General features: G+C 65.4%; 26 protein-coding genes and 1 pseudogene. 15 read left to right on the top strand and 12 right to left on the bottom strand.

Annotated features, from left to right (window positions below; all coding sequences use genetic code 11):
• Window positions 1-77: 77 nt before the first annotated feature.
• From ABD255_RS06025 to ABD255_RS06015, 3 genes are all read right to left on the bottom strand, one after another.
• Window positions 78-725, bottom strand: coding sequence for a nitroreductase family protein (locus ABD255_RS06025; protein ID WP_344210657.1), 648 nt, complete (start codon window positions 723-725; stop codon window positions 78-80).
• 60 nt (window positions 726-785) lie between these two features.
• The gene (locus ABD255_RS06020) at window positions 786-1,580 is read right to left on the bottom strand and encodes an isocitrate lyase/PEP mutase family protein (RefSeq protein WP_344210655.1); all 795 of its coding nucleotides are present in this window, start codon (window positions 1,578-1,580) and stop codon (window positions 786-788) included.
• Between the two features lie 107 nt (window positions 1,581-1,687).
• Window positions 1,688-2,071 carry a carboxymuconolactone decarboxylase family protein gene (locus ABD255_RS06015; protein WP_344210653.1) on the bottom strand — a complete coding sequence of 128 codons (384 nt, stop codon included), beginning with the start codon at window positions 2,069-2,071 and terminating at the stop codon, window positions 1,688-1,690.
• 604 nt (window positions 2,072-2,675) lie between these two features.
• On the opposite strand from ABD255_RS06015, the gene ABD255_RS06010 reads away from it, so the two are divergent.
• Together ABD255_RS06010 and ABD255_RS06005 are read left to right on the top strand one after the other, a co-directional pair.
• Window positions 2,676-2,906 (top strand): hypothetical protein, encoded by a 231-nt coding sequence (locus ABD255_RS06010; protein ID WP_344210652.1) that lies wholly within the window; start codon window positions 2,676-2,678, stop codon window positions 2,904-2,906.
• An 86-nt stretch (window positions 2,907-2,992) separates the two neighbouring features.
• Window positions 2,993-3,205: an MmcQ/YjbR family DNA-binding protein gene (locus tag ABD255_RS06005; protein ID WP_344210763.1), complete on the top strand. Its 213-nt coding sequence runs from the start codon at window positions 2,993-2,995 to the stop codon at window positions 3,203-3,205.
• Window positions 3,206-3,835: 630 nt separating this feature from the next.
• Here the strand turns inward: ABD255_RS06005 and ABD255_RS06000 are convergent.
• Entirely contained in the window at window positions 3,836-4,594 is a 759-nt protein-coding gene (locus ABD255_RS06000) for a class II aldolase/adducin family protein (RefSeq protein WP_344210650.1), read from the bottom strand.
• A gap of 67 nt (window positions 4,595-4,661) precedes the next feature.
• Here ABD255_RS06000 and ABD255_RS05995 point away from each other — a divergent pair, with 67 nt between their 5' ends.
• On the top strand, window positions 4,662-4,928 hold the full coding sequence (locus ABD255_RS05995) for an alpha/beta fold hydrolase (protein ID WP_344210648.1): 267 nt from the start codon (window positions 4,662-4,664) through the stop codon (window positions 4,926-4,928).
• A gap of 55 nt (window positions 4,929-4,983) precedes the next feature.
• Window positions 4,984-5,988: an MFS transporter gene (locus tag ABD255_RS05990; protein ID WP_344210646.1), complete on the top strand. Its 1,005-nt coding sequence runs from the start codon at window positions 4,984-4,986 to the stop codon at window positions 5,986-5,988.
• 112 nt (window positions 5,989-6,100) lie between these two features.
• On the opposite strand, the gene ABD255_RS05985 is transcribed toward ABD255_RS05990, so the two are convergent.
• Window positions 6,101-7,102: a GNAT family N-acetyltransferase gene (locus ABD255_RS05985; protein WP_344210644.1), complete on the bottom strand. Its 1,002-nt coding sequence runs from the start codon at window positions 7,100-7,102 to the stop codon at window positions 6,101-6,103.
• A 188-nt stretch (window positions 7,103-7,290) separates the two neighbouring features.
• On the bottom strand, window positions 7,291-8,061 hold the full coding sequence (locus ABD255_RS05980; protein ID WP_344210642.1) for an SDR family NAD(P)-dependent oxidoreductase: 771 nt from the start codon (window positions 8,059-8,061) through the stop codon (window positions 7,291-7,293).
• A 408-nt stretch (window positions 8,062-8,469) separates the two neighbouring features.
• Between ABD255_RS05980 and ABD255_RS05975 the strand changes: the two genes are divergently transcribed.
• On the top strand, window positions 8,470-9,126 hold the full coding sequence (locus ABD255_RS05975) for an MFS transporter (protein WP_344210640.1): 657 nt from the start codon (window positions 8,470-8,472) through the stop codon (window positions 9,124-9,126).
• Between the two features lie 55 nt (window positions 9,127-9,181).
• On the top strand, window positions 9,182-9,532 hold the full coding sequence (locus tag ABD255_RS05970; protein WP_344210638.1) for a GNAT family N-acetyltransferase: 351 nt from the start codon (window positions 9,182-9,184) through the stop codon (window positions 9,530-9,532).
• Window positions 9,533-9,728: 196 nt separating this feature from the next.
• Here the strand turns inward: ABD255_RS05970 and ABD255_RS05965 are convergent, their stop codons facing one another.
• Genes ABD255_RS05965 through ABD255_RS05955 form a run of 3 tightly spaced genes read right to left on the bottom strand, consistent with a single transcriptional unit; the run spans window position 9,729 to window position 11,640 of the window.
• Entirely contained in the window at window positions 9,729-9,866 is a 138-nt protein-coding gene (locus tag ABD255_RS05965; RefSeq protein WP_344210636.1) for a hypothetical protein, read from the bottom strand.
• A 24-nt stretch (window positions 9,867-9,890) separates the two neighbouring features.
• Window positions 9,891-11,012 (bottom strand): hypothetical protein, encoded by a 1,122-nt coding sequence (locus ABD255_RS05960; RefSeq protein ID WP_344210634.1) that lies wholly within the window; start codon window positions 11,010-11,012, stop codon window positions 9,891-9,893.
• Window positions 11,013-11,067: 55 nt separating this feature from the next.
• Window positions 11,068-11,640 carry a GNAT family N-acetyltransferase gene (locus tag ABD255_RS05955; protein ID WP_344210632.1) on the bottom strand — a complete coding sequence of 191 codons (573 nt, stop codon included), beginning with the start codon at window positions 11,638-11,640 and terminating at the stop codon, window positions 11,068-11,070.
• Window positions 11,641-11,870: 230 nt separating this feature from the next.
• Here ABD255_RS05955 and ABD255_RS05950 point away from each other — a divergent pair, with 230 nt between their 5' ends.
• The 5 genes and pseudogenes from ABD255_RS05950 to ABD255_RS05935 all read left to right on the top strand — a co-directional run bounded on the left by ABD255_RS05950 (window position 11,871) and on the right by ABD255_RS05935 (window position 14,483).
• Window positions 11,871-12,836: a GNAT family N-acetyltransferase gene (locus ABD255_RS05950; RefSeq protein ID WP_344210630.1), complete on the top strand. Its 966-nt coding sequence runs from the start codon at window positions 11,871-11,873 to the stop codon at window positions 12,834-12,836.
• Window positions 12,837-13,025: 189 nt separating this feature from the next.
• Window positions 13,026-13,232 (top strand): annotated as a pseudogene (locus ABD255_RS43630) (TetR/AcrR family transcriptional regulator); the annotation flags it as partial.
• A complete protein-coding gene (locus ABD255_RS05945; RefSeq protein ID WP_344210761.1) occupies window positions 13,193-13,663 on the top strand; it encodes an LmrA/YxaF family transcription factor in 471 nt (156 codons plus the stop codon). The pseudogene ABD255_RS43630 and the gene ABD255_RS05945, both read left to right, overlap by 40 nt.
• Window positions 13,664-13,666: 3 nt before the next feature.
• Window positions 13,667-14,047, top strand: coding sequence for a CorA family divalent cation transporter (locus tag ABD255_RS05940; protein ID WP_344210628.1), 381 nt, complete (start codon window positions 13,667-13,669; stop codon window positions 14,045-14,047).
• Window positions 14,031-14,483, top strand: coding sequence for a CorA family divalent cation transporter (locus ABD255_RS05935; protein WP_344210626.1), 453 nt, complete (start codon window positions 14,031-14,033; stop codon window positions 14,481-14,483). The genes ABD255_RS05940 and ABD255_RS05935 overlap by 17 nt, the downstream gene beginning before the upstream one ends.
• A 33-nt stretch (window positions 14,484-14,516) precedes the next feature.
• On the opposite strand, the gene ABD255_RS05930 is transcribed toward ABD255_RS05935, so the two are convergent.
• Together ABD255_RS05930 and ABD255_RS05925 are read right to left on the bottom strand one after the other, a co-directional pair.
• Window positions 14,517-15,245, bottom strand: coding sequence for an SDR family NAD(P)-dependent oxidoreductase (locus ABD255_RS05930; protein ID WP_344210624.1), 729 nt, complete (start codon window positions 15,243-15,245; stop codon window positions 14,517-14,519).
• 184 nt (window positions 15,246-15,429) lie between these two features.
• A complete protein-coding gene (locus ABD255_RS05925; protein WP_344210622.1) occupies window positions 15,430-16,068 on the bottom strand; it encodes a TetR/AcrR family transcriptional regulator in 639 nt (212 codons plus the stop codon).
• Between the two features lie 336 nt (window positions 16,069-16,404).
• Between ABD255_RS05925 and ABD255_RS05920 the strand changes: the two genes are divergently transcribed.
• The 4 genes from ABD255_RS05920 (at window position 16,405) to ABD255_RS05905 (ending at window position 18,105) form a co-directional block, all read left to right on the top strand.
• Window positions 16,405-16,845, top strand: coding sequence for a DUF5709 domain-containing protein (locus ABD255_RS05920; RefSeq protein WP_344210621.1), 441 nt, complete (start codon window positions 16,405-16,407; stop codon window positions 16,843-16,845).
• A 13-nt stretch (window positions 16,846-16,858) separates the two neighbouring features.
• Entirely contained in the window at window positions 16,859-17,452 is a 594-nt protein-coding gene (locus tag ABD255_RS05915) for an SDR family NAD(P)-dependent oxidoreductase (protein ID WP_344210620.1), read from the top strand.
• Between the two features lie 118 nt (window positions 17,453-17,570).
• On the top strand, window positions 17,571-17,747 hold the full coding sequence (locus ABD255_RS05910) for a hypothetical protein (protein ID WP_344210619.1): 177 nt from the start codon (window positions 17,571-17,573) through the stop codon (window positions 17,745-17,747).
• Window positions 17,748-17,811: 64 nt separating this feature from the next.
• Window positions 17,812-18,105, top strand: a complete 294-nt coding sequence (locus ABD255_RS05905) for a DUF427 domain-containing protein (protein ID WP_344210617.1) — start codon at window positions 17,812-17,814, stop codon at window positions 18,103-18,105.
• A 34-nt stretch (window positions 18,106-18,139) separates the two neighbouring features.
• On the opposite strand, the gene ABD255_RS05900 is transcribed toward ABD255_RS05905, so the two are convergent.
• Window positions 18,140-18,739, bottom strand: a complete 600-nt coding sequence (locus ABD255_RS05900) for a sulfite oxidase-like oxidoreductase (protein WP_344210615.1) — start codon at window positions 18,737-18,739, stop codon at window positions 18,140-18,142.
• Window positions 18,740-18,771: the final 32 nt, after the last annotated feature.

The following is an 18,771-nucleotide window of genomic DNA, read 5'->3' as shown; positions in this document are numbered from 1 at the left end:
CCTCCTTGTATCCAGTCTTCGAGTAAACAACCATTTCGGCCCATAAGCGGTACCGGTAGCAGACGTGCCGCGGGTGCTCAGACGAACGTGAACAGCTGGTCCATGTCGAATCGCGAGATCGGATTGCTGTACTGCTTCTCAGGGTCGGGGTAGCCGAGCGCCAGCAGCACGGTCGTGGCGTGCCCGGTTTCACGGATCTTGAACGCCTTGTCGACACTGGTCGGGTCGAACCCCTCGAGTGGCGTGGCTTCGACACCGAGCTCAGCGGCCGCCATCATGGTCAGACCCACCGCCATGTAGGTCTGCTTCTCCATCCAGTGGTTCAGGTCCTTGTAGCCGTAGTTGCGCATGTTGAGGAAGTCCCGGGTCATTGACTCCCACAGCGCCTGCTTCGCCGGGTCGGGGAACCGACCGTCGGTCCTCTCCTTGGTGAAGACCGCCTCGACGTGGCTCTCGGGCAGATCTGCCCGGGTGGTGAGGATGATGGTGTGCGACGAGTTCAGAATCTTCTCGGCGTTGTCCTGGAATCGTTCGCCCAGGTTGTCGGCCAGCCGCTTTTTGCCTTCGTGCGTGGCGAGGACGTAGAAGTGGTTCGGCTGGATGTTGGTCGACGAGGGCGCGGAGCGCAGGAAACTCAACAGCTGCTGAAGAGTCTCCTCCGGGATCGTCCTGCTGGGATCGAAGTACCTGGTGAGGTGCTTGCCCATGAGCTTGTCGAGATCCATGTCAGGTCTTCCTTCTTCTTGCAGTCAATGGGTGAGGACGAGTGGTTGGTGGAGTCTGGACTAGTTCTTGCTGCGGGCGAGTAGTTCGCCCATGCGCTCGAAGCTGATTCCCGTCGTCGCCGAGGCGAGGTCGCCCGCGACGAGAGCATTGGTGGCCTGCTCGAGCGCCCCCATGGCGTGGACGTAGAGCCACGGACCCAGGCTGATGCGTTTGACCCCGGCCTTCTGCAGTTCAGCGACGGTCAGCACCTTGTCCGCCGGTGACACCAAAACGTTGACCGGTGTCGGCGCGACCGCGGTGATGATCGCGCGCAGCGCGTCGAGGTCGGGTGGGTACGGGGCGTGGAGCACATCTGCGCCGACCTCCGCGTAGGCCGTCAGGCGCCGGATGGTGTCGTCGAGATCGGGCCGCCCCTGGATGAAGTTGTCAGTGCGGCCGGTGACGACGATGCGCTTCTTGGCCGCGTCGACAGCGCTGCGCACGCGATCGACCGCGTCGTCGAAGTCGCGGATGGGCTGACCGGGATCACCCGAGGTGTCCTCGATGCCGATCCCGGCCAGGCCGGACTCGACGGAGGCTTCGACCGTCCAGGCGACGTCTTCGGGCGTGTCGCCGTAACCGTCCTCGAAGTCGCCGTTGACGGGCAGCCCGGTGAGCCGGCCGAGCAGTCCCGCATGCTCGAGATGCTCGTCACGGGTGACTTCGTGGCGTCCGTCGGACCTGCCGAGCGTAGCGGCGAGCGCCACCGACGACGTCGCGATCGCCTCGAAGCCGGCATCTGCCAGCATCAACGCCGAGAGACCGTCCCAGGCGTTCGGCATGACGAGGCCACCGTCGCGAGTGTGCAGCGCCATGAATCTCTCATAAAGTTCGGAGCCCGCCATATCGCATCTTCCTGAATGATCGTTGGGGCAGTGAGGGTTCACCGGGCCGTGAGGACGGCCTCGACGGGATCGGCCGATCAGCCAGGCATACCGGCCGAGGTGGCGGCGGGGATGTCGATGTCTGTCTGGAGCTGAGCGAAGTGAGCGGCTGCGGCGCGCTTGGGGTCGACCGAGGTCCCGGCGCGGCTGAGATCGATGTCGTCGTTCGACATACCGCCGAATTCGGACGATACGTAGGTGTGGATGGCCAGGCAGTAGTCGCAGTCGTTGGCTTGCGACACCGCCAGTGCGATGCTGTGCCGGGTCTTCGCGTCCAGAACCGCGGCCCATGGTGGCTTGCAGGGTCGTGACGGCCTCGTGAACGGTCGGGTTCGACGCGATGGTGGTGAAGATGGTCGGGACGAACCCGAGCCGCGCGCCAACCTTGTCAAGGATCTGCCGAGCGCCGGCGGGGACGTCATCTGGAGAGGGGGGCTCAGTCGTGACACAGCGATCCAGCCTTCGACTAGGGGGTGTGGGTGGTTAGCGTCGAGCCCCATCCGGTTCTTACCGCCGCACGGTGCGATCGCGTTGGGGTCCAGGGCATCGATTGGGCCGACTAGCCCACTTCCTGCAGCTGAGACCGGCCGATCTGGGCTGTCAAGCCCAGTTTTCGGCATCGTGCTGAGCATGGAGTCCACTGAGCGAGCTCGAGGGCCTCGCGAATTCACGGACAAGGGGCAGGCGACGCGCGTGCCCGCATCCTGGAGCACGCTGCGGACCTCATCTACGCCAAAGGCGTCCACGCCACGAACAACGCAGCCATCGACTACGTGCAGACCTTCACGACGTCTCCCCAAACGGACGTGCGCCAACCGTGATTGCCGCCAATGCCGCCGAGTGCCGGTCGCGACGGCCGCGACTCCAGGTCACTGATTGCTAGTGGCAACGGACTTGGATCGTCGTACCCACGTAACTCTTCCGGTGAACACCGTAAGATCCGCACTTCTTCGATCACCAATGGATATCTGAAATGGCGGCCGAGAGGCTGTCCAGGCTACTGATCACAGGTAGGGGTTGAAAGTGATGACCGGGTGGCAGGAGGACCTCGAGCGATTCCTGGCGACCGATCCGCGAGACGTCGGGTGTGATGAGGCGATGGATGTCATGCACATCTACGCCGAACTACTCGCGGCCGGAGTCGATGCTGCTGAGCGCTATCCGGGGTTGGCATCACACCTGGCTTCGTGTGGACCGTGCGCTGAGGATGTGGAAGGACTGTTGGCCGCGGTGCGGGAGCACGATCCCGAGATCTGAGTCCCCTTTTGGCTGCGTGGGTCAGGACACTCGAATCGACCAGGAGTTGATCACGTTGGACGCACTAGAACTGGCGCCCCGTCGTAATCCTGAAAGCCGATCCGGACAACGCGGCGGCTCTGCGTGAGCAATACGCAGACATCACCCCCGGCTATCACATGAACAAGAAGCACTGGATCACAGTGGAAAGCGGCGGCACCGTCGACGAGAAGCTGCTGAAGCAGCTCGTGACCGATTCCTACCACCTGGTGGTGGGCGCCCGCGGGCCGGTGTGGACTCCACGGCAAGAGGACACCTGAAAGGCCTGGGGTGCGCCGGTCGGTCGGCAGAGTCGAACTGCACGACAACCGTCAGGCAACCGAAAGCGACGGCCAGGCCTCACGGACCAGCCTTGGAACGCGCCCGCGGTCGGCGACCTGGTAGCAGTTTCTCACGAGCCCGCTCATTGATTGATCCTGTCCTCGGCGAACTCTCACGCCGCCAACCAGGGCTGGGCGAGCCGAGAAAGGCATCGGAGAGCCGAAGATCATCGAGCTGCAGACCTCCATCTTGGCAGCCGACCTCAGCGTTCAGCCACATTTCGGCCGGCGACGATGTCGGGTAGGCACGTGAGGGCTTAGGTGAGGGCGGACAGGCCGGCGGAGCCGATCCGGTCGAACACCAGCACCGCGAGTGACGCGGGCAAACTTGTCACCGGCCACCGACGCCAGTTGCGCGAACCACACGCATGGGCATAGGAGCCTGACCGCCATCTGAACCCGTGAGCGCCACGGCGGCAGCCCGACGACATCCCGGCGGCACCTTCCGTTGCGCGCCCATCCGAACATCCAGGTGCAGCTGGCCCCGTCCACGAACGTGAGCGTGGACCTGCCGTTTCGCCACGGACGGAAGTCGGTACCGCGGAGTGGCTCACCCGAGTCCCCTCGCGGTCAGCGTCCGTCGAGCACCTTTCGGCGGAGCAACTCGTCCGGGCGGGTGTGGATCCGGTCGGCCAGTACGTCGTCCAGGTATCGCGGTTGGCCGATGGCGAGCGTGTCGCGGAGGACCCGGGCGACCTTGTCCGCCATCACGGTGATGCGCCGAGCTTGATCCGCGGAGCTGCCAAGGGCGACGAATCCGTGGTTGCCCAGGTAGACGGCGAGCGGGCGTTCGCCGGTCCGGGATCGGTAATCTCTGACGGCCGCGCGAAAGGACCTGCCGAGGTCGAGGCCGGGGTCGACGTACGGCAGCAGGATCTGCTCGCGACCGAGCACGACGATCTGGTCGGGGAACAGCGCGCCGTCGACCAGCGCGGAAGCCCGGTTCGAGCAGACGATCGCGTTGACCGACTGCGGGTGGCAATGGGCGACCACGTCGGCTCTCCCGTCGGTGAGCGCCACCGCGTGCATCAACGCCTCGACCGAGGGCTGCGGCGCCTCGGGATCGACCCGGCTGCCGAGCAGCGCCTCCCGGACGTCGCCGTCGTCGGCATCAGGCTGGTCGAGAAGCTCGAGCAGCGGTCCCAGCCGCACGGTGACGAGCGTTTCCGCCGTCGCTGTGGCGAGCGACGACCCGCTCGCCTTCACCAGCATGTGGTCGGCATCCAGGCGCGCCGACATGTTGCCCTCGCCGAGTACCGCCAGGTCCCTGCTGCTGTCGCCAAGCCAGCGGGCCAGTGTGCAGAGTTCGTCGGCGGTGCGGTCAGTCATCAGCCTTCCCCTTTCGTTTGGAGCGCTCCACAGCGTACACTTTCTGGCGCGGCCGAACGCGCACCGGGTGCAGCTGGATCTGCTCTACGACGACCGGACGAACGCGTCGCGGTACACGGCCTGGCAGGCGCGACTGCGCCGTGACCAACCCAAAACGCTGGTCTTCTGGGGCCAAGGAGACTTCTTCTTCACCCCGGCCGGCGGAGAGGCGTACCTACGCGATCTCCCCGACGCCAAGCTGGTTCGCCTCGACTCGGGACACTTCGCGGTGGAGGACTGTCTGCAGGAGATCGTTGACGGGATCAACAGCTTCTACGACGAGAGCGTCAAGTAGCTCCGCCCAAGCGGTTCGTCAGAACGAGAGAAGGGCACACACCTCGATGCGACAGGTGACAGGGGCCACGAACCGGGCCAGTCGGGACAGAACGCTCCGGCTGGCGTTCGTCTCCGCTGTGGTCTCGTTGGTGGCCGTGTTCGCGGCGGTGGGCTCGACCATCCCTCTTTTCAACATCCACCGGGCGGAGGACGGGTTCACGAACGCTGACATTTCGTTGACTGTCGTCGACGCCGCGCCCACCAGGCCGGCTTGGCTGGCCTCCGTTGCTTCGAGCCAGACCGTCATGCTCGGTCTCGCTGTCGGCGCCATCGCCTCCGGTGCCCTGGTCCAGTTCGGCCCCTGGCCACGTGACCTCATCTACGTTGTTGTCATCAGCGTGCTGCTGCTGACTGTCCTGCTCATCGCCATCAGCCCGGAGACGGTGACCCGGGCCCCGGGCGGTTGGCGATCACTGCGGCCCAGCGTTCACGTTCCAGCCCGAGTCAGGCGTTTGCTCCCCGTGGCGGCCGCGGTGTTTCTGGCCACCTGGGCGACCGGAGCCTTCTACCAGGCCTTCGTACCCGCACTGATCGCAGATCAACTCCACACCAACAACTCACTGATCCTCGGACTGGTCTTCGCCGCATACATGGGCCCCAGCGCCCTGGGCGCTCCCCTCGCCGGCCGATTCACACCCGCGGCAGCCCAACGCATCGGCATGACCGCCTTCCTGGCCGGATGGGTCGGACTGATCACCGCGATCACGACCGGTGCATTGCCCTTGTTCTTCGCCGCGTCCGTCACTGCGGGAGCCGCACAAGGCATCGCCATCAGCGCCGCCACGCGTGGGCTGCTGTTCGGCAGCGCCCTGCCCGACCGGGCCCCCACCTTCTCCGTGGTCTATCTCCTCAGCTACAGCAGCGCGACCATTCCCAGCCTCGTCTCCGCCCGACTCGCCAACGTCTACTCACTACGGCACATCGCACTCGGGTACGGCGGGCTCGCGCTCCTCTGCACCCTGTTCACCGTCGTTGGTGCACGCAACCCGCGCCCGGACACGCCCAGCACGGTGAGCTGAACCGAAGTGCCGAGACGGAACGACGTGGTGCGGTTGACCTTGTGTGCGAAGCGGAACAGCGGCGTACGGCCTCCGTTGATCAACGTCCGCTCGGTGCTCACGGATCGGCCACCTACAGGTGCTCGTCCGCCTCGTCATCGATCCGGCTGCCACGCAGATAGTGGGAAAAGGCGGAGTCGTGCTTCGGGTGCCGGCGGTATCGCGCCGGTACCACCCTGCCTTCGAGGTCGTCCGCGGTGCTGTCCGCGAACCGCCACAATCGCCGGATGAGACGGCCGGCAATACCGGTGTGCGGGGAGTGGGGGTGGGTACGCGTCGGTGAGCTGTCCTGCGAGATCATCAGGTCCTCGGCGATGACGGCTACAGCATCCCAGTCGGAGTCCGTCGCGATCCGTGCGGCGACCACGTTTTCGAGTTCCTCGTGCTCGGACAGGAGCCGGTTGATCACTGCCCACACTTCGTCGTGTCCCAGGTCCAGATAGCGCTTGTCGCCGTACTGGCGGCCTTTCAGGACGCGCAGGGACTGCTCGAGCTTCTTGAGGTTACCCAGGTATCTGGAGGCCTCGTCCGATGGCCAGCTCTTCGTCTGCTTCAGCAGCACATCCGCCGATGCGGCGAGATGCTGGGCGGTGTACGCCGTGAACAGATCCGCTCCGTGGCGGCGATGGTGCGAGGCGACCTGACTGCTCTGTGGCACCGCGGCAAGGTCGTGCAGCCGCGCATGCTCCGAACGCAGCGCCGCGTCGAGGCGTGTTTCCGGTGCTCCGCTTCGCGTCAGCGCCTCCCGGCCGGACATCCCTGGTTGCAAGGAGTCGATCACACGATGATGCTCCGGATGCTTCCTGAGGTAGCGATCGATGGCGGGGCAGTAGTTTGTGACCTGAGCACCCGACGTCTCCAGGTCTGTGAACACAGTCCGGATCAGCAGCGTGGCCAGACCGCGTCCACGAAGGTCCGACCGAACTTCCGTGAGCCCGAAGACCCGTCGATCGTCCACATCTCGATAGTCGAGCGTGCCGGCGGTCTCATGACCGAACCGGAGCTCGTAGTATCCGAGCTCCGGGTTCTCGACGACTCTGATCCGGGCATCTTGGTCGTCCAGGAGGATCTTCACGACGCAGGAGCCTCCTCATCAAAGGGTTCGCGATTTCGCAGATCAATCCGATGGTGTCACCGCAGCGCGTGAGTCTTACCTCGATCGTCCGCCGGTTGCGGTGCATGGTGGTTGTGGCAGGTTGCGTCGGGCAACATCGCCGCCGGCGTAGCCCACCGGCGGCGACATCACTCTCGGGTGCTTCCTGATCAGCTCCGCCCAGCCATCACTCCGCCATCCACGTTCAAGATCGCGCCTGTGATCCAACTCGCCTGCTCCGACAGCAGGAAGGTGATCGCCGACGCGATGTCGCCGGCTGTGCCCACCCGGCCCAGCGGGTGGAACGGGTTGAATTGCTGGATGGTCTGCTCGAGCTGGTCCTTCGGGATGAAGCCCTCGTAGAGCGGTGTGGCAACCACCGCCGGCGCAACCGCGTTCACGCGGATGCCATCCGCAGCCAGCTCCATTGCCAGGTTGTGCGTCAAGGCATGCAGGCCCGCCTTTGCCATCGAGTATCCGGTGGCAGGAGTGACCGCGACTGCCTGGTGCGCCCACATGGAACCGATGTTGACGATCGCGCCACCATGGCCGGCAGCCTTCATGCCTCGGACCACGGTCTGGGTCAGGAAGAACGTCGCGCGACTCAGCTCGAGGTACGCGTCGTAGTCCGTGCCCTCGTAGTCCAGGAAGCTCTTCGGGATGAAGAAGCCTGCCGCGTTCACGAGCAGGGTGGCGCCCGAATGCTCTTCCGCAAGCCGCTTCTGGACTTCGTCGACCTGGCCGCGGTCGGCCAGGTCCGCGGTGATTCCCCAGGCCCGGCCCTCACCGAGCTCAGCGACAGTCTCGTCCACCTTGGCCTGGTTGCGGCCGACGATCACCGCACTGGCGCCCTGCGCGACCATGTCCGCGGCAGTCTGACGACCCATCCCGCTGCTGCCACCGATCACCACAAGTTTGCGTCCGTCGAAGTTCCCGGTCATGACGTACTCCCCTTCGGATCGAGCTTTCTGTAGTCCATGCCTTGTGGCGAAGCGAAGGCCCGTCCTTACCCCGGCCGCTCACGCGACCACGACGCGCGGCACGCACCTGACGAAGCCGCAGACCGGCGCGGACCCGGTGGAACAGCATCGAGGAGCGCACGAAATTTGTGGCCTTGCCGGTAAGACGGCGCGGACGGATCGACGCTCACCAGATGGACAATGACCGCCACTCGTCGAGTCTTCTCGGCGACCGGCGCCCGCCCACTTGATACCGACACGAGCCGAAGCTCGTCGGTGTTCGAGACCGGAGGAAGGCACGCCTCGATGCAAAATGTGGCCCCGGCGATCAACTCGGCCCACCGAGGCAGAACGCCCCGGCTGGCGTTCGTCTCCGCGACGCTATCCCTGTTGGCCGCGTTTGCCGCGTCGGCCGCGCCCATCCCCCTGCTCAACACTTACCGGGGCGAGGAAGGCTTCACCAACGCCGACATCTCGTTGACCATCGTCGTCTACGACCTCCCCACGTTGGCCGCACTGCTGATGATGGGTCGGCTGTCCAACCATCTGGGCCGCCGACCCACCGCGCTGGCCAGCCTCGGACTGCTGGTTCTGGGCTGTCTGCTGCTGCTGAATGTGCACGACGTCAGCACCCTGCTGGCCGGACGGGTCCTGATGGGCCTCGGCGCCGGGCTGGCCAGCAGCAACGTCACCGCCTACATCGTCGACGCCGCACCCAGCAGGCCGACCTGGCTGGCCTCCGCTGCCTCCAGCCAGACCCCGATGCTCGGCCTCGCTCTCGGCGCCATTGGCTCCGGGGCAGCCACCCGCGGACTGCTGCACGGCAGCACGGTCGCCGACCGGGCACCGATCTTCAGTGTCATCTACCTGATCTGCTACAGCGCCGCCGCCTTTCCGAGCCTCGTCTCCGGCCAGCTCTCCAAGACCTTCTCGCTCCCGCAGATTGCCCTCGGATACGGCGGACTTGCCCTCGTTGCCACGCTGTTCACCGTCCTCGCCGTACGTGACCCGGACCCCCAGCACATCCAAGAAGGGCCAACATTGTGAGCGGTCAGCATGATGGACTTGAAGCCTCGTATCGACCGTGTGAAGGGACGAGGCGATGAGCAGCGAAGAAGAGCTGATCGACAACCTCGATCAAGGCCGCTTCGAACTCCACCGCGACGGCAACTTGGTCGGCTGGCTCTACTACACCCGCCTGAGGCCCAACCGGTACGCCCTCCGGCACACCGAAGTCGAGCCGCGTCATCAACACCAGGGCGTGGCAGGCGCGATGGTGCGGCGGGTACTCGACGAGCTCCGCAGCCGCGAGGGCACGGTCACCGCCATCTGTCCCTTTGTGGTCGACTTCCTCTCGCGAACGGCAACCTATGCCGATCTGATCGATGCCAGACACCCGGGCTACTCAGATCGCGCCGCTGCCGAGGCAGCACAGCGGACGCCGGGCGGCTGAGCCGTCAGGCGGCACCGGTCGAGGTGACAGCAGCCGCCTTCGCTTCGATCTCGAACGCCTTCCGTGGGTCCTGGACCGTCGTCCCCCGCAGCCCACGCGTCGGGCACGATGTGTCCTCGGTGCCGATCCGCAGATCGGCACGGACCTGGACCAGGCCTCGCGGCGTGTGTGGCAGATCGGTGTGGTTGCGCAGCAGTTAGGTGGCCGCGTCTCCCGCGGTCCACACGATCAGCTCGGTGTCGAACTCCGTCCCGTTCGACAGCCCCACGTGGCCGTTCTCGGCCGAGTCCATCGTCGTGCTCAGGTGCACGCACGCACCACGACGTTCGAGCATCCTCACCCGCGTACCCGCCGCCGATCACCAGGATTCTTCGCACCGACTCATCCCGGGACGTTCGGTTTCAGGGTGCAGAATCGGGATCCCTCGATTGATCATGACCGCGACGGTGTAGTTGCTGGCATGCCACCCGCGTACCGCACCGCCGGCGAGCTGTTCAAGTTCCTCGTGCGTCTGACGTCGCCACCGGGGTCGGCCGTACGGCTCCTCGAAACTGACAGCTTGAATCACGCCGAAGTCGGCATCCGCGTCCTGGAACTTGCCCGGCGGGTCGACTTGAACCCATTGGTACGCGTCCTGCGTGCCGCCACCAAGCACGTACTCGGTCACGACGGCCGCGACTTCGTGCACCACATTCGTGATCGACTGAGAATGGTTGTCGCTCAAGTCGCCGATCACCACGACGGGCAGCCTGCCGGATGGCCTGAACACCCGTACATGGAACCGGCTCTCGTTGACCATGCCCGGCAGCCGCCACTCCAGAACGACCTCGGAGTCCAGTGTCGACCCGTCCTTGTGGCCGGCTCCCGCTACGGCGTTGACCGTGTGCTGCAGGTTCGCGATCTGCCCGGACAGTTCCTCCAACTTCACGGCTGCCTCGCCGAGCAGGGCCGCGATCATCTCGGCCATCCCTCGCTGATATGCAGGCTGGTTCGAGAGGCTCTTCGCGCCGGCCGGCGACGGGGCGACGACGCTGCCTCGGTCGAGGTTGTCGAGCACCGGTTCGATTGCGTACGGGATCAGGCCGGCCAGCAGCTCACTGACCCGAGAAGCCTCGAACAGCGCGCTCGCCGCGTCGGCCGGCCAGCCGCGCTCGACGCCTCCCGACGAGAACTCGCTGACACTGGTGAGATGGTCCAGCCGCGCGGCGGCGTGACGCAGTTCTTCGCCGGCATCCGGCTTGGCGCCGTACTGATGGTCACGGGCTACTGGTGCACCGCCGGCGCGCGCCGAGGCGTCCGTGCAGAGTACGTACCTGAGCTCGTCACTGACCAGTTCCCTCAGTTGCAGCTTCAGCGCAGGTTCTTCATGACACGGATCCCGCAGTACCAAGTCAGTGACAGCCACCCCGGCGCTGCCGTCGTCGAGGCTACCGACCCATGCTCTGACAGCGTCGAAGAGCTCACGCATGCAGTCGTTCACGCGTCCCCCCTCTTGATCGATCTCCTCGGGTGCGGTCAGAGGATCCACGCAGAGGTCAGGATTCGGTCGCACGGTGCAGTGCCGCCAAAGGCGCGGCGTCGAGCTCGGCCGCGCGGATGCGATAAACCTGCATGGCCAGGCCGTAGTACTTGTCGGTCTCGCCGACCCATTCCATGCCGAGACGCCGCGCTGTCGCGCAGGCGCGGAGGTTCTGAGGTCGAGCGACCGCGTACACCTCGTCGATCGAACCGGTCGCAAATGCCCATCGCATCAAAGCGTGACTCGCCTCGGTCGCGAATCCATGACCCCACGCTGCCGGTTTGAGCTGCCAGCCGATCTCGAAGTCCTCCTCGTACGGCGGTAGCAAGCTGAGCACCAGGCCGCCGACCACTTCACCGTCCGCCTTGTTCACTACTGCCCACCGCCCGGCGGGCGGTACGAGACTCTTGCCGGCCTGGATCCAGCTGCGCAGCACCAGGCGCATGGTCGCTTTGTTCGGTATCTGGCCCATCGCGGGCGCCAACCAGCGCGCCACTTCGATCGAGCCGAAGATCGCCAGGGCGTCGTCTGCGTCGGCCTCGCTCCACTCCCGGATCTCGAGCCGGTCACTTTCCGTGATCACTGTCATTTCGCATCCTGTCGATCGAGAGATTCCACCGCCGAGCCGGGCCACTCAGAGGTGTCTGCCTCCCGGGCCGGTCGAGGTCAAAAGGCGAACTGCCTCAGCCAACAACAGGCCGGTTCGGTCCACTTTCCGAGACGGAAGTCTCTCATGACCTTGCGGTGTCTGACCGCGGCATGAGCCGTGATTCAGTCGGTGGCAGTTACGTTGCGGTGTTGTCGACAGGTCGATGGCCGATGGTGGGCGGACAGGCTGCATCATCGCTCATGATGGACGATATAGTCCACTCTCAGAGCGCGACGCGGCACCCCGCCCGCGGCGTCGCGGTGTGTTCACAGAAGACAAAGGAGGTAGTGATGAGTGATCAGGTTCTTCGACCCGATGGAACAGGCTTCTACCTCGCCGCCGGCGAGCTGACGCTGGCAGATTCCGCCGAGCAGACAATCGCATTCGACCAGCCTGTCGACTTCAGCGTCACCGCAGGTCTGTTCGGCGGTGCCGACCTGGATGTGATGCTCGCGAGCTGGAGCACTGCGCAGCCACACGATCTGGACGGCGTGCGGCCGCAAGACGGGCGCATGGTCCTGCCGTTGCGGACCCAACCGCTGATGCTCAACTCGCTTCCGAGCAGTGTGCGAGTGCAACTGCGAACAGCGGCGGGGCTCCACGACACCGAGGGCATCTGGCAACTCACTCTCCACTTCCGCAACGAGGCCGGATCAGGACTCACGTGGCACGCGAGTCTTCCCACTGAAGCCTTCGGCGCCGGCTGGCTGGCTCCTTTGTCCGACCTTCTGACGATCGACAGCGCAGACCGCCCCCTGTCGACGCCTAGCGGACGTGGTGGCGTGACTGCCCGCACAGGCGGTCAGGCGGCCGGTGCGCAGGGCACGGGCACACTGGAGTCAACAGCAGTCACCGTTGCTCACCACGCGGACGACGAGTACTACGAGCTCCTCGTCGACAGCCATCGGGCCGGGATCCTCGTCTACCACGTGATCGGTTCGCACCTGTCGATCACGCACACGGTCATCGAACAGACCTACCGCGGACAGGGACTTTCATGGGTACTGGTCCGTCGCGCTCTCGACGACATCCGCACGAGGTCGGTGACGGTGTCGAGCTACTGCGCGATCGTGAACCGATTCGTCGAGAAGAACCCTGAGTACCGCGGCCTCTTCAGCACGCCGCGGCCGGCCTGATTCCTTCCTTGGGCAAGAGATGTCCCGTCGCCGACTCAGCAACTCCGAAGGCGCCTCCTCGGTATCGGCAGATCAGACCCTGGATCGCCCAGACCTCGCATTGGAAGGAGCCATCGACCGTGGCACCTGAACAGCAACCGGATCGGTGTTGGCCACTCGTTCGACACACCCGTCAGGACGGGTGAAGCCATGTCCGATCAGAGGGCAACAGACGGCCCAGCGGCGGACGCCACCCGAAACGGGTGTGACCTCGAAACTCGCACCCGCATCGTCGACTCGGCCGTCAGACTCTTCTATCTCAAGGGAGTCGGATCGACCACACTCGACGATGTCCGGAAGGCCAGCGGCACCAGTGAATCACAGCTCTACAACCACTTTCCGGACAAGATGGCCCTGATCCACGCCGTGATCGACGTCCAGTCCCAAACGGTGCTCGCCCGGGAGGAAGACCGACTGGGAGGCGTGAAAACCTTTCCGGATTACGAAGCTGGCGCGACGCGCTCATCCAGTCCAACACGCTGCACGACGGATCCTACGGATGCGCTCTCGGCGCGATGTCCACCGAGCTGTCGGACAAGGACGAACGGTCGCGCACAGCACTGGCCCGGGCTTTCGGAGACTGGCAGCAGCTCCTCGTCGAAACGTTGACCCGCCTGCGCGATCGCGGGATTCTCGCGGCTGACGTCGACCCGCACAGGCTCGGAACCGGACTGTTGGCCGCCTTGCAAGGCGGATACATCCTGGCCCAGAACGCCCACAGCTCTCAGCCGATGGCAGACGCGTTGGACATGGCCCTGGACCGCATCAACTCCTTCGTCGAACGCTGACCGATGATCGTTCACAGTGAGCTGTACTGCGGCGGACAACGGACGCCTGACACCCCGGAGATCGTCGCCAGGAACCGGACGGCGTCGGACACCGCGTTCGCGTGGATCGATCTCCACGAGCCGTCGGACTCGGAGTTGCGTCAGGCACAGCGCCTGTTCGGTCTGCATGATCTCGCCGTGGAGGATGCGCAGGCACCGCATCAGCGACCGAAGATCGAACGGTACGGTGATGCTCTGGCCGTCGTGTTGTGCACACTGCGCTATCTCGACGAGGTCCAGGAAGTCCGCACCGGACAGGTCAGCGTCTTCGTGGGCCACGACTACGTCGTGACCGTGTGGAGCGGCGATCGAGGCGGCGGTCTTCGGGGTGAGGTGCACCAGTGAGGCCGAGCGGATCTACATGCTGAAGCGGGAGGTGCTGGAGATGCGCCGGGCCGTAGTTCCGTTGCGCGAGCCGATCGAGCAGTTCGCCCTCGCCGCTGTTCTGCACGTAGACTCCGATGCCGCGGTCTACTTTCGGAACGTCGCCGGTCACGTCGCCAGAGTGTGTGAACAGACCGACTCCCTCGACAAACTCCTCGGCTCCGCACTGGATGCGCACATCGCGCGGGTGTCGGTTCAGCAGAACGACGACATGCGCCGCATCTCCGCGTGGATCGCAATCGCCGCCGGGCCGACGGTCGTCTGCGCGATCTACGGGATGAACTTCGAGCGGATGCCGGGACTGCAGTGGCGCTACGGCTACTTCGTGGTCCTCGGGCTCATTGCGGCCGGCTGCGGCGCGCTCTACGCGAGCTTCCGCCGCTCTGGCTGGCTCTGAGTTCCGCACGGGTTCCCGTCTTTGCCAAGGGCATCAGTCCGTCGGAGCGGCACTCCAAACGCGACCCGTCTGCGTCGTGACCAGGTGATCCAGCAGCGTTGCGGCCGAACGGTCGGAGTCGACCGTCCCGAGACCGGTCTGGTGGAGAACGAATCGCCGGATCAGGGGATCGTCAACCGCATCCGGATCGATTCCAGCCAGCCAGGTCCGCAGCGCTGTACCCGCCCACTGTGCACGGAGAACGTTGACCGTGATTCCGGTGCCGGCGAGCTCCTCGGCCAGGTTCACACTGTGAGCATCCAGCGCAGCGACGCAGGCCGCGTAGACGTTACCACCAGGCCACGAGACCAGATGGCCGACCGAACTGCACACGTTGGCGATCCGCCCCCAGCCCTGACGGGTCATCGGCGGTATCACCGCCCCGGCCAGCGCCACCGCGCTGGCGACATTCAGGGTGAGGGCACGCAGTACAGCTGCCGGATCGAGCGTGGTGACAGGGCCGAGCGGCGCCACCGTGGCAGCGTGGTTGACGAGGATGTCGATCTGACCGAACACCCGCTCGATGCCGTGAACGAGAGCAGGAATCAACTCGGGATCAGCGAGATCGGCGGTGAACCCGTCCGCCTCGCCCCCGGCGGCGCGGATGGCTTCCACCGTAGCGTCCGCACGAGCTGTCGACCTGGCGACGACAGCGACTGCGGCACCGGCGGCACTCAACCGCTCGGCAATCGACCGCTCGATCCGACTGCCTGTCCCAGTCACCAGAGCAACTCTGCCGACGAAGGGTCGTGCTGAACTCACACTTGGCAACATGGTTGTTGGAGCCCCTACGACGCCCGCTTCTTACCTGCAAGACGGTGATCGCCGCGCCATGGCCCGGCGTTGAGTCAGGGCCGCGAGCTGCTGCCTGTCAGCTGAAGGGCCGACTCAACCGGCCGATGGCCGCCTACTTGTCGCTGGGCGACTTCGCGTGGGCTTTGACCGAGTCCATCGCCAGGTCGAGCGCGATGTGCATCGGTCCCGGATCGCGGGCCGCTTGAGCGAGAACGTACCCGCCCTGGAGCGCGGCCATGATGCCCGTGGCCAGAGTTGCCGGATCAGCGTCCTCGGACAGTGTGCCGTTGGACTTCATCCGCTCGAGCACACCGGAAAGGAGGGAGATCCAGGTGGTGATGTGTGCGTCGAGATCGATCCGTGCGGCCTCGTCCTGGTCGGACAGCTCGGTCGACAGCGCGCCCAGTTCGCAGCCCCGCGCTCCGCGGCGTGCTGTGACTCGCTGAAGAATGGCCCTGCACCAGCGATCGAGACCACTGAACGAGTCGACCCTTCGGAGGTACTGTTCCTCGCGCTCGAGCACTCGGCTGCCCCGCAGTGCGATGACGGCCTGGACCAAGGCGCTCTTGTCCGCGAAATGTCGGTAGAACTGCGACTTGCTCGTCCCGCTCGCCGCCGTCACCTCGTCGAGCGTGGTCGCCGCGGCCCCCTTGAGGGACATCAGCTCGTCGGCGGAGGCGACGATCCGGGCTCTCGTGGCCGCTCCACGCGCCGTCAGGCGGCGGTCGAGATCGTTCATTGTCTCGGGCACGCAAAGAGCTTATCTGGGCCGCGCGACGATTGCCGCCGCTTCGTCGAGATGCTCGACGTGGAGCAACACGCCTGCCGGCTCACGAACCCTCGACAACCAGGTCCACCGAGCCGGCCAGTGTCCGACAGGTGTCGGCGAGGAGTCCGCCATCAGACCAGCGTACCTGGCGGCAACGGTCCATGATCGAGGATGTCCAGGTCGATGAGTGCCCTGTACGGCCAGCCGGCCTGATCCCTCGAGCGCTGACGACCTCGAGCCGAGTAAGCCTCGATGCTGGGGACGACACCAACTCTTGTGAGGAGCCGGCACGCCGTCGGCCGGTCGACAGGAGGACGTATGAGCGAGGTCAGTCGGGAGTACTACGGCAGTTACAGCGTGGATGACGAGGACCAGCTCCAGTCCTCCGACACGCTCGATGAGCGGGGGGTCTCCGACCTGCTCGACGAAGGCTACTCACCCCCGGAGAAGTGGTCGGCCGGCGAGGGCTTCGGTACCACCGCCGCGGAGGCACTGCAGGGTGAGACCTTCGAGCAGCGCCTGGCGCAGGAGGAGCCGGACATCGACCCGTACGCCGAACCGTCGGAGGATGTCGACGGCCCGGAGGTGGGCCGCGTCCGCGCCGGCCGGCTCGTCGCGCCCTACGAAGGGGCCCACTTCGATCTCGAAGAAGAGCTCATCGCGTCCGACGTCGGGATCGACGGAGGTGCTGCGAGCGCGGAAGAGGCTGCGATCCACGTCGTGGACGACGAGCCGCTCGAGCTCGACGACGTCAGCTGAGCTGCGCAGCATCGTGTCCGCCCAGGAACGGGCAGGGCCGGCTCCCGATCGGCACACAGACAGGGGCATCGAACAGTTGCAGGAACAACTCGCGGCAGAGCATGCCGATGCGACGCTGCTGGTCAACGCGGCCGGATTCTTCGCGCCCAGGAAGTTCCTCGACTACGGCCAGGACAACTACGACGCCGACCTGGAGCTGAATCGAGCTCTCTTCTTCCTGACCCAGACCGTGGTGCGAGGCATGACAGCGGCGGGCAGTGGCGGTGCGATCGTCAACATCGGCAGCATGTGGGGACATCAGGCGGTCGCGGCGTTACCTGGAACCGGCTATTCAATGGCGAAGGCCGGCCTGCATGCCTTGACTCACAACTTGGCCATGGAACTGGCGGCGGACGGCATTCGCGTCAATGCAGTGGCTCCCGCAGGGGTGGCGACGCCGGTGTACAAGGAGGCCGTGAAGGGATTCGACAGTTTCCACCCGTTGGGACGGGTCGGAACCGCCCAGGACATCGCCTCCTCCATCGTCTTCCTCCTCTCGCCGGAATCCAGCTGGATCACCGGAGCGCTCCTCAACGTCGACGGCGGTGTGATGGCCGGCCGCAGCTGACCAAACAGCAGCGGGAGCTCCAAGCAAGAACCCGACTGTTGCCGGCGCGCCCAACGCTGAAGTGCGCGTGCCCGCGCCGGAAGACCTGACAGACCATCATCCCGAGGAGTTCGACTTGATGCCCATCAGGCCTGCAACAGGGGGCCGGCTGCTGCGGCCGTCGCAGGTCTGTCTGACCGTGGAGGACGGGCTGGTGAGCATCGAGGTCGACATGTCCGGCTTCATCGACGAGATCCAACGGGACTGCTGGATGTCCGGATATGCGCTGCGGTCGACCGCGGGACTGGGCCAGTAAGACCGAAGCTCGACCAGGACACGAGTCTTCGAAGGCCTCCATCGAAAGGACGACAGTGCGAGCAATGATCGACGGTGTTCTCCTCGCCGACGCGGACGCGCAACACATCATCTCGATCGACGGGAATCACTACTTCCCTCCGGACTCCCTGACAATCGGCACCCTGAAGGAGAGCCCGACTCCCTATGTGTGCCCCTGGAAGGGACGAGCCCGCTACTTCAGCGTGGAAACTCCGCACCACGAGTACGTCGACGCTGCATGGTCCTACCCGCATCCCAGGCGCTCGGCGATCGAAACGGTCCGGCATGACTTCACCGGCTACGTCGCGTTCGACACCACGGTAGTAGTGGTCGAGTAGGCCCACGCGGCCGGCGCCGGTTGATCCGTACCAGTCAGTCGAACTCGTAGCGTTGCTCGCGCCACGGGTCACCGTGGTTGTGGTAGCCGGCTCGCTCCCAGAAACCTGGCTCGTCCCGCGCCAGCAGTTGCAGACCGTTCAGCCACTTGGCTGACTTCCAGAAGTACAGATGCGGGACGAGCAGACGAGCGGGACCGCCGTGCAGTGCTGCGAGGTCGTGGCCCTCGTACCGGTAGCAGATCCAGGCCTTCCCACCGCGGAGCTCGGTCAACGGTAGGTTCGTCGTGTAGCCACCGTAGGAACCGACCATGACATGGGTCGCCTCAGTGGTCACGTCCGCGAGGACGGCATCAACGGAGACTCCTTCCCAACGGGTGCCGAACTTCGACCACCTGGTGACGCAGTGGATGTCGGCGACCACCGACTCGGCCGGAAGGGCGAGCAGATCGCGCCACTTCCAGCGTCGCTGCGCACCGGTCTCCGACGTGACCGTCAACTCCCACTTGTCCTTCGGGATCAGCGGAGTCACGCTCGCCGACAACACCGGGAAGTCGTCAGTGAGATGCTGACCTGGCGGGAGTCGGTGGTCCTCAGATCCGCCCCTGCCGGCAAAGCCGTGGTTGACGATCGCCATCTGCACCTCCACGTCGGCCGGCCGCTCGCACT

Source organism: Kribbella sancticallisti (assembly GCF_039530625.1).
In the GTDB taxonomy this organism is placed as follows: Bacteria; Actinomycetota; Actinomycetes; order Propionibacteriales; family Kribbellaceae; genus Kribbella; species Kribbella sancticallisti.
This window is presented reverse-complemented; position numbering and strand designations above follow the sequence as displayed.

Bases quoted from the DNA above. Each gene is read 5' to 3' on its own strand.
- ABD255_RS06025 (WP_344210657.1), bottom strand. From the start codon at position 725: ATGGATCTCGACAAGCTCATGGGCAAGCACCTCACCAGGTACTTCGAT.
- ABD255_RS06020 (WP_344210655.1), bottom strand. From the start codon at position 1,580: ATGGCGCTGCACACTCGCGACGGTGGCCTCGTCATGCCGAACGCCTGG.
- ABD255_RS06015 (WP_344210653.1), bottom strand. From the start codon at position 2,071: ATGACGTCCCCGCCGGCGCTCGGCAGATCCTTGACAAGGTTGGCGCGC.
- ABD255_RS06010 (WP_344210652.1), top strand. From the start codon at position 2,676: ATGACCGGGTGGCAGGAGGACCTCGAGCGATTCCTGGCGACCGATCCG.
- ABD255_RS06000 (WP_344210650.1), bottom strand. From the start codon at position 4,594: ATGACTGACCGCACCGCCGACGAACTCTGCACACTGGCCCGCTGGCTT.
- ABD255_RS05980 (WP_344210642.1), bottom strand. From the start codon at position 8,061: ATGACCGGGAACTTCGACGGACGCAAACTTGTGGTGATCGGTGGCAGC.
- ABD255_RS05970 (WP_344210638.1), top strand. From the start codon at position 9,182: ATGAGCAGCGAAGAAGAGCTGATCGACAACCTCGATCAAGGCCGCTTC.
- ABD255_RS05965 (WP_344210636.1), bottom strand. From the start codon at position 9,866: ATGCTCGAACGTCGTGGTGCGTGCGTGCACCTGAGCACGACGATGGAC.
- ABD255_RS05955 (WP_344210632.1), bottom strand. From the start codon at position 11,640: ATGACAGTGATCACGGAAAGTGACCGGCTCGAGATCCGGGAGTGGAGC.
- ABD255_RS05950 (WP_344210630.1), top strand. From the start codon at position 11,871: ATGGTGGGCGGACAGGCTGCATCATCGCTCATGATGGACGATATAGTC.
- ABD255_RS05940 (WP_344210628.1), top strand. From the start codon at position 13,667: ATGATCGTTCACAGTGAGCTGTACTGCGGCGGACAACGGACGCCTGAC.
- ABD255_RS05920 (WP_344210621.1), top strand. From the start codon at position 16,405: ATGAGCGAGGTCAGTCGGGAGTACTACGGCAGTTACAGCGTGGATGAC.
- ABD255_RS05910 (WP_344210619.1), top strand. From the start codon at position 17,571: ATGCCCATCAGGCCTGCAACAGGGGGCCGGCTGCTGCGGCCGTCGCAG.
- ABD255_RS05905 (WP_344210617.1), top strand. From the start codon at position 17,812: ATGATCGACGGTGTTCTCCTCGCCGACGCGGACGCGCAACACATCATC.
- ABD255_RS05900 (WP_344210615.1), bottom strand. From the start codon at position 18,739: ATGGCGATCGTCAACCACGGCTTTGCCGGCAGGGGCGGATCTGAGGAC.